The 11,132-nt window shown below is 71.3% G+C and carries 13 protein-coding genes; 5 read left to right on the top strand and 8 right to left on the bottom strand.

Annotated elements, in window-relative coordinates:
• Positions 1-318 precede the first annotated feature (318 nt).
• On the bottom strand, positions 319-741 hold the full coding sequence (locus AAHZ94_RS18820; RefSeq protein ID WP_349994123.1) for a hypothetical protein: 423 nt from the start codon (positions 739-741) through the stop codon (positions 319-321).
• 123 nt (positions 742-864) lie between these two features.
• On the opposite strand from AAHZ94_RS18820, the gene AAHZ94_RS18815 reads away from it, so the two are divergent.
• Complete coding sequence (locus tag AAHZ94_RS18815; RefSeq protein ID WP_414727342.1) at positions 865-1,101, top strand: antitoxin; 237 nt, start codon at positions 865-867, stop codon at positions 1,099-1,101.
• Between the two features lie 62 nt (positions 1,102-1,163).
• On the top strand, positions 1,164-2,048 hold the full coding sequence (locus AAHZ94_RS18810; RefSeq protein WP_349994122.1) for an IS982 family transposase: 885 nt from the start codon (positions 1,164-1,166) through the stop codon (positions 2,046-2,048).
• A 152-nt stretch (positions 2,049-2,200) separates the two neighbouring features.
• Here the strand turns inward: AAHZ94_RS18810 and AAHZ94_RS18805 are convergent, their stop codons facing one another.
• The 3 genes from AAHZ94_RS18805 to AAHZ94_RS18795 are packed head-to-tail and all read right to left on the bottom strand — an operon-like array spanning position 2,201 to position 3,805.
• On the bottom strand, positions 2,201-3,049 hold the full coding sequence (locus AAHZ94_RS18805) for a helix-turn-helix domain-containing protein (protein ID WP_349994121.1): 849 nt from the start codon (positions 3,047-3,049) through the stop codon (positions 2,201-2,203).
• A 14-nt stretch (positions 3,050-3,063) separates the two neighbouring features.
• On the bottom strand, positions 3,064-3,579 hold the full coding sequence (locus tag AAHZ94_RS18800; protein ID WP_349994120.1) for a DUF6879 family protein: 516 nt from the start codon (positions 3,577-3,579) through the stop codon (positions 3,064-3,066).
• Complete coding sequence (locus AAHZ94_RS18795) at positions 3,551-3,805, bottom strand: hypothetical protein (protein ID WP_349994119.1); 255 nt, start codon at positions 3,803-3,805, stop codon at positions 3,551-3,553. Before AAHZ94_RS18795 ends, AAHZ94_RS18800 begins: the two co-directional genes overlap by 29 nt.
• A gap of 238 nt (positions 3,806-4,043) precedes the next feature.
• Here AAHZ94_RS18795 and AAHZ94_RS18790 point away from each other — a divergent pair, with 238 nt between their 5' ends.
• Positions 4,044-4,277, top strand: coding sequence for a DUF397 domain-containing protein (locus AAHZ94_RS18790; protein ID WP_349994118.1), 234 nt, complete (start codon positions 4,044-4,046; stop codon positions 4,275-4,277).
• Between the two features lie 98 nt (positions 4,278-4,375).
• On the top strand, positions 4,376-4,849 hold the full coding sequence (locus tag AAHZ94_RS18785; RefSeq protein ID WP_349994117.1) for a hypothetical protein: 474 nt from the start codon (positions 4,376-4,378) through the stop codon (positions 4,847-4,849).
• A gap of 203 nt (positions 4,850-5,052) precedes the next feature.
• On the opposite strand, the gene AAHZ94_RS18780 is transcribed toward AAHZ94_RS18785, so the two are convergent.
• Complete coding sequence (locus tag AAHZ94_RS18780) at positions 5,053-6,174, bottom strand: acyl-CoA dehydrogenase family protein (RefSeq protein WP_349994124.1); 1,122 nt, start codon at positions 6,172-6,174, stop codon at positions 5,053-5,055.
• Positions 6,175-6,427: 253 nt separating this feature from the next.
• Between AAHZ94_RS18780 and AAHZ94_RS18775 the strand changes: the two genes are divergently transcribed.
• Positions 6,428-7,768 (top strand): UDP-glucose dehydrogenase family protein, encoded by a 1,341-nt coding sequence (locus AAHZ94_RS18775; RefSeq protein WP_349994116.1) that lies wholly within the window; start codon positions 6,428-6,430, stop codon positions 7,766-7,768.
• A gap of 19 nt (positions 7,769-7,787) precedes the next feature.
• Here the strand turns inward: AAHZ94_RS18775 and AAHZ94_RS18770 are convergent, their stop codons facing one another.
• The 3 genes from AAHZ94_RS18770 to AAHZ94_RS18760 all read right to left on the bottom strand — a co-directional run.
• On the bottom strand, positions 7,788-8,468 hold the full coding sequence (locus AAHZ94_RS18770) for a response regulator (RefSeq protein WP_349994115.1): 681 nt from the start codon (positions 8,466-8,468) through the stop codon (positions 7,788-7,790).
• Positions 8,465-10,078, bottom strand: coding sequence for a sensor histidine kinase (locus AAHZ94_RS18765; protein WP_349994114.1), 1,614 nt, complete (start codon positions 10,076-10,078; stop codon positions 8,465-8,467). The genes AAHZ94_RS18770 and AAHZ94_RS18765 overlap by 4 nt, the downstream gene beginning before the upstream one ends.
• 332 nt (positions 10,079-10,410) lie before the next feature.
• Positions 10,411-11,132 (bottom strand): ABC transporter permease (locus tag AAHZ94_RS18760; protein WP_349994113.1); only part of this gene is annotated, 722 nt, incomplete at its 5' end.

Here is an 11,132-nt window from a genome sequence, read left to right as displayed (position 1 = left end):
CCCCGTCCCGGGCCCGGTTCCCCCCATTGTCCCCCGGGGGGCGGGGGCCGGGCCCCCGTGCTGTCCGGCCGCGCGGGGGGGGGGGGGCCCCGGGGGGGCCCCCCCGGGGGGGCCCCGCGGTCGTGTGCGTACGGGGTGTATGTCCGGGATGTACGTACGGGATGTACGTACGGGATGTACGTACGGGATGTACGTACGGGGTGTGCGTGCTCCGGGCCCGGGCACGGCTCGCGGTGCTGGCGCCCGGCACTCGCGGTGCTGGGACCCGGCAGCGGGCACCGGTCGCGGACCCGGACCCGGCCGCGGACCCGGGGCAGATCAGTGCGGGGCCGGGACGACGCCCATGACATGCAGCAACTGTTCGAGTTCGGGACGCCAGACGCGGGCGACGTTGAGGCGGGTGGGACGGCGTTCGCCCGGGAAGTGCAGCCGGAAGTTGTTCCAGGGCGTGCCGTACTGCACCTGGCTGATGAGCGGCCGTACGTGCTCCTGCGGCAGGCTGACGACGGCCTCGGCGGGCCGGCCGGTGAGCTTGACCACCCGGTGGATCACCACGCCCTGCTGGGTGACGGTGAGGAAGTAGTACTTGACCCGGAACAGCAGGAAGAAGCCGAGCAGCGGCATCCACAGCGGCGACGGCCCGGACACGGCGTGCACCGTCACCACCGGTGGGTCCCCCGGCCGGTCCCGCGCCACCGCCGCGGCCACCTGCTCCAGCACCATCTCCTTGCGCACGGCCATCTACGCCCTCCCCTGACGACGCGCCGTACGGGGCCGCCCCCCGCGCGGTCCCGCACAGCGTAGCGAGCCCGTTACGGACCGCTGCGGCGGGGGCGGTACGGGTCCGGATGCGAGGCGGGAGAGATGCGAGGAACCTGGAGGGGAGAGCAGAGCCAGTTCGGCAAGGAGGACGCCATGTCCATGCTCGACAAGCTGAAGAGCATGCTCAAGGGGCACGAGGACACCGCGCGCAAGGGCATCGACAAGGCCGGCGACGCCGTGGACCGCAAGACGGGCGGCAAGTACAGCGACAAGATCGACTCGGCCCAGCAGCGGCTCAGCGACCAGATGGACAAGCGCCAGGACGGCTCCGACCGCTAGATGAATGAGTCCGATGTCTGTGCTGGTCGCGACCATGGCGAAGGGCGCCCGTTGGTCAGTGTGTGAAGACAAACCTGGACGCCCTTCTGACGGCACTGTACGTGTTCATCGACGACCACGTGGCGCCTTGTCGCAGGATCGGGCGACCCCCGAAACTGACAGACGCCGAACTGCTGTGCCTGGCCGTCGCCCAAGCCCTGCTCGGCTTCCCCTCGGCCCGGCACTGGATCCGCTTCGCACACGCCCGGCTGGGGCACCTCTTCCACTACCTGCCCCAGCAGTCCGCCTACAACAAGCGCCTCAACGCCGCAGGTCCGTTGATCAGCCGCGTAATCGAGGCACTGGCCCGGCAGGTCCCAACCTGGCACGAGGACCTGCGGCTGATCGACTCCACCCCACTGCCCTGCGCGGCCTCCCGCGAGACCGTCAAACGCTCCAATCTGGCCGGGCACTGTGGCTACGGCTACTGCCGCAGCCACTCCCGCTTCTTCTGGGGATTCCGCCTCTACCTGGTCACCACCACAGAGGGCATGCCCGTCACCTGGTGCCTGGCCAACCCCAAGATCGGCGAACGGGAGGTGATGGCCGCGCTGCTGGAACGCGACCACCACCTTGTCCGCCAGGGACAGGTGATCCTGGCGGACAAGGGCTTCGCCGGGAAGGAGTTCGAGACCTTCGTCAGCGAGCGCCTCGGAGCCCATCTCGTGCGGCCGGACCGCAAGGACGAACCAGCCCGGCACGGCAAGATCGCCCGGGTCCGGCAATGGATCGAAGCCGTCATCGACACCCTCAAAGGCCAACTCAGCCTCGAACACCACGGCGGCAGAACCCCGGCCGCAGTCTTCGCCCGCACCAGACAACGACTCCTCGCCCTCGCCACCGCCATCTGGCACAACTGGACCACCAACGCCCCAACCAAACGATCACTGATCGCCTACGACCACTGAAGACATCGGACTCACTCATCTAGCCCCCCAGCGCCCGGACCCTTCCTTGCGAGCGGCCGGGAGGGGCCCGGGCCCTTGCGGCTTGTGTTGTGGGTGGGGGGAGCTGGCTTTCGTCAGACCGCGTACTGCGCGTGCGGGATCGCCGTCGCCGGTCAGCGCAGGGTTGTCACCGCGTCCGCGATGAGGGAGCGGGCCGCCGCTCCCCATACAGCCTGCTGCGAGAGGCGCTCAAAGGCTCGCGCATACAACTCGACCTGGCTCGGCTGCGTGAGCGTGGAGGCGGCATCGAGGGTATCGGCGTGCACCCTCTTGCCGTTGAAGATCGTGAAGGTCGGCATGGGCCACACGGCCCGCTGCCCGGAGAACGGAACGATGCCTATAGCAACGTTCTGGAGTTCCATGACGCCAAGCAGGTGGCCAAGTTGCGCCGCCATGGTTTCAGCAGTGCACAGCCGGTATCGCAATACCGACTCCTCCAGTACGAAGGAGAACCGGCGCCCACCGTTGTTTAGCACCTCGTTACGCCGCATCCGGGCGGCGACGGCCTCGCTCACGTCGTCCGGTGTCCCTCGGAAGTCCGCGATGGATGACAGCAGGGCAGAGGCGTAACCGGCTGTCTGAAGGAAGCCCGGGATCACGTCGGATACGTAGACGCGGAAGGTCGTGGTTCGTTGGTACAGGTCACCGGTGCTCTCTTGCAGGCGCCGGAGGCCAGTCCGCTGAAGCCGCTTCCATTCCACGTGTGCTTCAGTGGACTGCCTGTTGGCCGCGATCAGGTCGGGGGCCTGGTCCTCAACGGCGCAGGCCCTGCACCATGCTCGAATGTCGGCATCGGATGGAGGCGTCTTGGCATTCTCGATCCGCGACGACTTCGACTCTGACCAGCGGCACCGGATGGCCAGCTCCCGCCCGCTGATTCCGGCGTCCTGCCGAATCTCGCGCAGGTGGCCTGCCAGGGCTTCGCGGGCCTTCTGCACGCGTGAGGAGGGGTGCACGGGCATGGAGCTGGCTTTCGTCAGACCGCGTACCGCTCGTGCGGGATCGCTCGCTCCCACACCGTCTCGAACGCGGCGGAGCACAGCTTCACCGCCTCGGGGTCGGCCGTGAGCTCGTCCTCCACCACGGCGCCGTCGCCCGAGAAGTGGTGGACCCTGAGCAACGCGTCGTCGAACAGCCAGAAGTCGTTGCCCGGTAGCGGGATGGCCGTGGCCCGGCGGCGGGGCAGCCAGCGGACCTGTTCGCCCGCCGTGACGTTGGCGTGCGTCACGTAGTGCTCCCAGCGGATGTACTCCGATACGGGCTCTGAGACCACACGCGCCCTGCGAATCACCACGCCCCGCGCGATGGAGTCAGCGATCAACTGGTCGTACGGGTGCCACCAGGACGCACGGTCCTCCCAGTCGATCCGGTCCCCTCGCCGCCACGCTTCGAACCGGTCCGTGGCGGCGTACGAGTCGCGCAGCTCCAGGTGCACGGCGGACCGCACGCACTGGCCGAGCAACTCAGCGAAGCTGGGCACGTTCGACGGCATCACACGCCTCCCTGATCATCGGAATCATCCGGGCCGGAATCCTGACGATGGCCTCGCTGTCGGGCACTCGACCGTTCGCAGGGCTGGTCTGCTCGCACTGTGCCTGAGTCGCGGGGGTCGGCTTCCACCCCTGGAACAAGACCTCCTGAGCTTCCCCATCCGCCCACACGGTCGGGCAGTGGTCCCGGTCGGTGTCAGGGTCGATTCCAACAAACTCGACGGCCATGGCAGGCTCCCTGGGTTAGGTACTTGCTTGGGCTTGCATCAGCATCTTTTAACTGGGGAAACGGCGTCAACCCCACGTCGGGAGGCGCTAGTAGGCGTGCAAACTCGTGCAAGTTCGTGGATCTGCGGCATCGGCTGGGCGAACGATGGCTTCACGCCGGCTGAGGGGGAGTTCCCCGGCCGGATGGCACCTCCTTCCGAACCGGCCACACCGCTGGCCCGACAGGAAAGGCACGCCCATGCCCGGAACCGACCTGTACTCCCTCCCCCTCTCAACCTCCGTCACCTTCAACAAGGCATGCGGTGGCAACACCCATCCCGACGGCGAATCCTGCGTGACGCTCGCGCAGATCGGTCCCGACGCATGGGCGTTGGGCGACAGCAAGCGACCCGGCGCGGAACCCTTGAGGTTCACCACCACCGAACTCAACGCAGCCGGCATCGACCCCGCCCGCTTCACCCTCTCCGCCTGACGATCGCTCTCCACGCCCGACCGGCCCCGCCCCGGACCGGCCCCCGAAGGGCCAGGGCAGGGCCGGTTCCGTATCCCCCGCACCCAACGGGACAGCAGTTGCACCACCACGGCTACCTCTGGACCGGACCCAAACAACGCTTCGACGACGAAGCACTAAGACGGCCCCCGCACCCCGACCCGCCCCCGCCAGACAGCAGACCAGAACTGATCCAACGACACAGAGACGTCCACGCCGCCTTCCCCGTAGTAGACCTCCCACCACTCGAAACGGCCTACTGGCTCATCAAACCCAGCAAACTCGTACGCGCCACCTGGGAGGACCCGGAAGAAGCCACACACTGGCTCAGGGCACAGCTCACCGCCTACGCCTCCCGATTCGACTCCGCAACCGACCGCGGCACCACCCGGCTGACAGCACTGATCGGCTCCGCCACCGAACGCCTCACAACCGGCGCGGACCTCTCCCACGGCTTCTACCTCGAACGCCCCACATTCCTCTCCCTCGCCCTGGTCAGTTGCTCACCCAACCGCACCAGACCTGAACTCCCCTGCCCCCTGAAGAGGGCATGACCCGCGCGTCCCGGGCAACCGCCCGCCCGGCAGTGCTCATACGAAAGACCCCCGACACCGAGGCGAATTCCAAGGGGCCTCGTACCGGGGGTCCTCATAAGCATGGGAGCGTCACGTTCGCGCGGGTGCGGGAGGCGCGGATTGCCGCAAGCCACAATCCGCGGGCCCGCGGCCCGCGAACAACCACCGACCCGCAAACCCCACTACGGCAGATTGCGCGCCATCACGATCCGCTGGACCTGGTTCGTGCCCTCATAAATCTGCGTGATCTTGGCATCGCGCATCATCCGCTCCACCGGGTAGTCGCGCGTGTAGCCGTAGCCGCCGAGGAGTTGGACCGCGTCCGTGGTGATCTCCATGGCCGCGTCGGAGGCGTAGCACTTGGCTGCGGCGCCGAAGAACGTGAGGTCTTCGTCGGGGCCGCCGGCCGCGATGCGCTCGGACTTGGCCGCCGCCGCGTACGTGAGCTGGCGGGCCGCCTCCAGCTTCATTGCCATGTCGGCCAGCATGAACTGCACGCCCTGGAAGTCGCCGATGGGCTTGCCGAACTGCTTGCGCTCCTTGACGTACCCCTTGGCGTAGTCCAGCGCGCCCTGCGCGATGCCGAGGGCCTGGGCGGCGATGGTGATGCGGGTGTGGTCGAGGGTCTTCATCGCCGTGGCGAAGCCGGTGCCCTCGGGGCCGAGCAGGCGGTCCGCGGGGATGCGGACGTTGTCGAAGTAGACCTCGCGGGTGGGCGAGCCCTTGATGCCGAGCTTCTTCTCGGGGGCGCCGAAGGAGACGCCCTCGTCGCCCTTCTCGACGACGAACGCCGAGATGCCCTTCGAGCGCTTCTCCGGGTCGGTGACGGCCATCACCGTGTAGTAGTCGGAGACGCCCGCGTTGGTGATCCAGCGCTTCACGCCGTTCAGGACGTAGAAGTCGCCGTCGCGCACCGCCTTGGTCTTCATGCCGGCCGCGTCCGAGCCGGCGTCCGGCTCGGAGAGACAGTACGAGAACATCGCGTCGCCCTTGGCCAGCGGCGCCAGGTACTTCTTCTTCAGCTCCTCGGAGCCGGAGAGGATGACCGGGAGCGAGCCGAGCTTGTTGACGGCCGGGATCAGCGAGGAGGACGCGCAGACGCGGGCCACTTCCTCGATGACGATGACCGTGGCGAGGGCGTCCGCCCCGGCGCCGCCGTACGACTCGGGGACGTGCACCGCGTGCAGGTCGTTGGCGACCAGCGCGTCCAGCGCCTCCTGCGGGAAGCGGCCCTCCTCGTCGACCTCGGCCGCGAAGGGGGCGATCTTCGCCTCGGCGAGGGCGCGCACCGACTCGCGGAGCATGTCGTGCTCCTCGGCCGGGCGGTAGAGGTCGAATCCGACAGTGTTCTTCTCCGCGGAGGCCACGGCGTCCTCACTCCCTGAGTATGCATACCCGAGCGTTAATAACCGTTAAGTAACCCAATCTTAGGGGTGGGGCCCAGGTCGGGGTACGTGACTTAGCCGACAGCAGCCCGATTGCCCGGTCAAGCCCCCGACTATGCTCGGGCACCGCAGCCCGCACCCCGCACCCAGCCACCGCACGATGGAGCTCCGCATGGCCCCCAAGATCACTGTGATCGGCACCGGATATCTGGGCGCGACGCACGCCGCGGCCATGGCCGAGCTCGGGTTCGACGTGCTGGGTCTCGACGTCGTGCCGGAGAAGGTGGAGCTCCTCTCCAGCGGCCGGGTGCCGATGTACGAGCCGGGGCTCGAAGAGCTGCTGCGCCAGCACGTCGCCGGGCTGCCCGGCTCCTCGGGGCGGCTCCGCTTCACCACCTCCTACCAGGAGGTCGCCGACTTCGGTGATGTGCACTTCGTCTGCGTCAACACGCCGCAGAAGCAGGGCGAGTACGCCTGCGACATGCGCTTCGTCGACAGCGCCTTCGAGACGCTGGCGCCGCTGCTGCACCGGCCGGCGCTGGTGGTCGGCAAGTCCACCGTGCCGGTCGGCAGCGCGGCCCGACTCGCCACGCTGCTGCGCGAGTTGGCGCCGGTCGGGGCCGACGCCGAGCTGGCCTGGAACCCGGAGTTCCTGCGCGAGGGGTTCGCCGTCGACGACACCCTGCACCCGGACCGGATCGTCGGCGGCGTCACCAGCGAGCGCGCCGAGCGGGTGCGGCGCGAGGTGTACGCGACGCCGATCGCCGCGGGGTCGCCGTTCGTGGTGACCGACTTCCCGACCGCCGAGCTGGTCAAGACCTCCGCCAACTCCTTCCTCGCCACCAAGATCTCCTTCATCAACGCGATGGCCGAGGTCTGCGAGGCCGCCGACGGCGACGTGGTGAAGCTGGCCGAGGCGATCGGCTACGACGAGCGCATCGGAAGGAAGTTCCTGCGGGCCGGGATCGGCTTCGGCGGCGGCTGTCTGCCGAAGGACATCCGCGCCTTCATGGCCCGCGCCGGCGAGCTCGGCGCCGACCAGGCGCTGACCTTCCTGCGCGAGGTCGACTCGATCAACATGCGCCGCCGCAGCCACATGGTCGAACTGGCCAGGGAGGCCGTCGGCGGCTCCTTCCTCGGCAAGCGGGTCGCGGTGCTCGGGGCCGCGTTCAAGCCCGACTCGGACGACGTACGGGACTCGCCGGCGCTCAACGTGGCCGGGCAGATCCACCTCCAGGGGGCGCAGGTCACGGTCTTCGACCCGAAGGGGATGGAGAACGCGAGCGTCCTCTTCCCGACCCTGCGGTACGCGCCGAGCGCCCTGGAGGCGGCGCGCGGGGCGCACGTGGTGCTGCACCTGACGGAGTGGCGCGAGTTCCGCGACCTGGACCCGGCCGAACTCGGCAGCGTCGTGGACGAGCGCCGCGTCCTGGACGGCCGCAACGCGCTCGACCCCGAGCTGTGGCGCAAGGCCGGCTGGACGTACCGCGCGCTGGGGCGCCCGCGGGTGTAGGGGCCGGCCCGGCGGGCCCCTACGGCGCCGGGTGGACCAGGCGCGTGTCGTACGCCAGGATCACCGCCTGCACCCGGTCGCGGGCGCCCGTCTTGGCCAGGATGCGGCCGATGTGCGTCTTCACGGTGGACTCCGCGAGCCGTAGCCGGCTGCTGATCTCGGCGTTGGACCAGCCCCTGCCGACCACCGTCAGGATCTCCCGCTCCCGCTCGGTGAGGGCGGCCAGCCGCGGATCGGGCCCGCCGTCCGCGCCCGGCCCGTCGCCGCCCGGGGCCGGCAGCCGCTCCGCGTACGCGTCGAGCAGCCGGCGGGTCAGACCGGGGGCGACCACCGCATCGCCGCCGGCCACCGCCCGGATGCCGGCCAGCAGCTCCTCCGGCTGGGCGTCCTTGACCAGGAAGCCGCTGGCCCCGGCGCGCAGCCCGGCGTACGCGTACTCGTCCAGGTCGAACGTGGTGAGGATCAGCACCCGGCTGCGGTCGCCCGAGGCGACGATGCGGCGGGTGGCCTCCACGCCGTCCATGCCCGGCATCCGGACGTCCATCAGGACCACGTCGGGGCGCAGCTCGGCGGCCCTGCGGACGGCCGCCGCGCCGTTGTCCGCCTCCCCCAGCACCACCACGTCGTCCTGGCTCTCCAACAGCATCCGGAAGCCGAGCCGCTGGAGCGGCTGGTCGTCCACGATGAGGACGGTGGTCATGACGCGGCCCCCGATCCCCGCGGAGAACCGCCCGGCGGCCCCGGCGGGAGTGGCTTGGTTGGGTGGGTCGGTTCGGGAAGTGGAGTGGCTGCTGTGGGTGGTGGGGTGGTGCCCGGGGTGGGGAGTTCGAGGCGTACGGTCCCGCCGCCGGCCGGGCCCGGGCCGGCCGTCAGGGTGCCGTCGTAGAGCGCGGCCCGCTCCCGCAAGCCCCGCAGGCCGCGGCCCGGGTGGGGTGCGGCGGGTGCGCCGTCGGACGGGCTCGGTGGGTCGTACGGGTCGGGTGGGTTGCCGCCCCGTACGGCGTCCGGCCCGGTACCCGCGCCCGCGCGCGTCACCCTGCCCGGGTCCGTGCCCGTCTGCGCGTCCCTGCCCGCGCCCGCGCGCGTACCCGGCCCCGTACGCGTACGAACCAGATCCGTACGGCCCGCGGCCGTATCCGCGCCCGCGCGCGTACTCGTGCCCGTGCCCGTGCCCGTGCCCATGGACGTACGGCTAGACGTGCGACCCGCATCCGTGACCGTCACGGACAGCGCGCGCGGCGCGTGGTGCACCTCGACCGTGGCCGTGGCGCGGGGGCCGGCGTGTTTGAGGGTGTTGGTCAGGGCCTCCTGGACGACCCGGTAGACCGTCAGTTCGCGGCCGGGCGGGCCCGGCGCCGGCGTGCCGTGTTCGGTGAGGCGTACGGGCAGGCCGGCGGCGCGTACCCGGTCGATGAGTGCGCCGAGGTCGGCGAGGGTGGGTTGGGGGCCGAGTTCCGGGCCCGGTGGTGGGTCGGCGTGGTCGTCGCGGAGGACGCCGAGCAGCCTGCGCAGTTCGTCCAGCGCCTGCCGGCTGGTGGCGCCGATCGCCGCCAGTGCCTGTGCCGCTCGCTCGGGGCGTTTGTGCGCCGCGTACGAACCGCCGTCCGCGAGGCCGGTGATGACCGACAGGTGGTGTCCGATGATGTCGTGCATCTCGCGCGCAATGCGGGTGCGTTCGGCCGCGGCGGCCAGTTGTGCCTGTTGGTCGCGTTCCACTTCGAGTTGGCGGGCCCGCTCCACGAGTGCGGCCGTGTAGTCGCGGCGGCTGCGCACCACGCTGCCGAGCAGCGCCGCCACCAGGCCGGCGGTGACGGTGGGGAGGAACGCCTGCCCCCAGTCGCCGGTGGGCCAGCGCGTCGCGCCGACCGCCGACTGGACGACGACCAGCGCGCCCGCGACCGTCAGGGCCCGCCCCGGCAGCCGCAGCGCCACGTGGAAGAGCACGACCAACTGCCCCAACTGGCCGACCTGGAGCCGCGTCCCCACCCACGCGTCCACCAGCCCGAGCACCGCCATGGCGACGAACGCGGCCAGCGGGCGCCTGCGGTGCCACCACAGGGCCAGTACGAACCCCGCCGCCAGGGCCGCGACGAGCGCCACCGGCACCGTGTCGGAGTGCGCGATGTGCCGCCAGTTGCCGCCGCCCACGTCCACGCAGGCGCCGAGCCCGAACACCGCCGTCAGCAGCGCGTCCCACAGCGCCGGACGGGCGGCGTCCACGGCGCGCACCCCCTGCACGACCCGGTGCACCAGCCGGATCGGGTACGGGCCACCCGGCGTCCACTCCTGCGCCCCACCCAGCACGCTCATCCCCTGCGTCCCCTCCCGCTCCCGGTGCCGCCCCGGTTGCCCGGCGCATCTCGTGCCGCTGGCGCGCGCCCCGCAATCTCCGCACGCCCCCATCCTGCCGCCCGCGTGCCCGGGGCAACGGGGCGGCGGGGGCGGCAGGGTGACGGGGCAGCGGGGTGCCGGGGTGCCGGCCCCCCCGGCGGAACCGGTCCGGCCGCCGCCCCGCCCCCGACACGGCGTACGCAACCCCCGTACGCGTACGCCGTGCCCGTAACACCGTGCCCGTACGCCCCACCCCACGCGTACGTCACACCCGCCTCCCGCACCCGCACACCCGTCCCCGCCGTCCGCCCTCACACGTCGCGGCGCCCCAGCAGCAGCGCCGCGGCGACCAGCGTGGCCGCCACCCAGCAGCACAGGGCGAGCAGCGCCGGGCCGGGGGTCAGCAGGTCCGGGCCCGGGTCCACGAGCAGCAGCGCGTGCGCGGCCTGGCTCGGCAGACAGGCGACCACGTCGTCGACCCCGTCGTACGGCACCATGCCCACCACCTCGGGCAGCACCAACACCGCCCCGATGTACGCGCCGATCGCCGCCGGGACGCTGCGCAGCAGGGCGCCGAGGCCCAGGCACAGCAGGCCGTGCAGGGCGATGCCGAGCGCCGCGCCGCACAGCGCGCGGGGCACGCCCGGGTCGCCGAAGCCGGCCGCGCGGTCCGTCCCCGACAGGAAGAGTTGGGCGAGCGGGAAGGTGAGGAAGACGGTCACGAGCAGGACCGCGAGGGAGACGCCGCCGAAGACGACCGCCTTGGCCCACAGCACCGGCCGGCGCCGCGGTACAGCCGTGAGGGTGGCTCTGATCAGGCCGGACGCGTACTCCCCCGCGGTGGCCAGCGCCCCGAGCACGGCGATGGTGAGCTGGCCGAACTGGGTGCCGAGCAGGGTGAACTCGACGGGTTCCACGTCCCCGTCGCCGCCGCCGGAGTCGTAGCTGGCGGCGACCGCCCCGCCCCCCCCCGCGGGGGGCCGCCCGCGGGGGGCGCGCCCGGCCCCCGGAGCGCGCCCGCCCCCCCCCGGGG

It is taken from the genome of Streptomyces sp. HSW2009 (assembly GCF_040240285.1).
GTDB lineage: Bacteria > Actinomycetota > Actinomycetes > Streptomycetales > Streptomycetaceae > Streptomyces.
The sequence above is the reverse complement of the archived record's forward strand: the minus strand, read 5'-3'. Positions and strand labels throughout refer to the sequence as shown.

Excerpts from the sequence above, each read along its gene's own strand:
- AAHZ94_RS18820 (WP_349994123.1), bottom strand. The coding sequence starts at position 741 with ATGGCCGTGCGCAAGGAGATGGTGCTGGAGCAGGTGGCCGCGGCGGTG.
- AAHZ94_RS18815 (WP_414727342.1), top strand. The coding sequence starts at position 865 with ATGCGAGGAACCTGGAGGGGAGAGCAGAGCCAGTTCGGCAAGGAGGAC.
- AAHZ94_RS18805 (WP_349994121.1), bottom strand. The coding sequence starts at position 3,049 with ATGCCCGTGCACCCCTCCTCACGCGTGCAGAAGGCCCGCGAAGCCCTG.
- AAHZ94_RS18800 (WP_349994120.1), bottom strand. The coding sequence starts at position 3,579 with ATGCCGTCGAACGTGCCCAGCTTCGCTGAGTTGCTCGGCCAGTGCGTG.
- AAHZ94_RS18795 (WP_349994119.1), bottom strand. The coding sequence starts at position 3,805 with ATGGCCGTCGAGTTTGTTGGAATCGACCCTGACACCGACCGGGACCAC.
- AAHZ94_RS18790 (WP_349994118.1), top strand. The coding sequence starts at position 4,044 with ATGCCCGGAACCGACCTGTACTCCCTCCCCCTCTCAACCTCCGTCACC.
- AAHZ94_RS18780 (WP_349994124.1), bottom strand. The coding sequence starts at position 6,174 with ATGCTCCGCGAGTCGGTGCGCGCCCTCGCCGAGGCGAAGATCGCCCCC.
- AAHZ94_RS18775 (WP_349994116.1), top strand. The coding sequence starts at position 6,428 with ATGGCCCCCAAGATCACTGTGATCGGCACCGGATATCTGGGCGCGACG.
- AAHZ94_RS18770 (WP_349994115.1), bottom strand. The coding sequence starts at position 8,468 with ATGACCACCGTCCTCATCGTGGACGACCAGCCGCTCCAGCGGCTCGGC.
- AAHZ94_RS18765 (WP_349994114.1), bottom strand. The coding sequence starts at position 10,078 with ATGAGCGTGCTGGGTGGGGCGCAGGAGTGGACGCCGGGTGGCCCGTAC.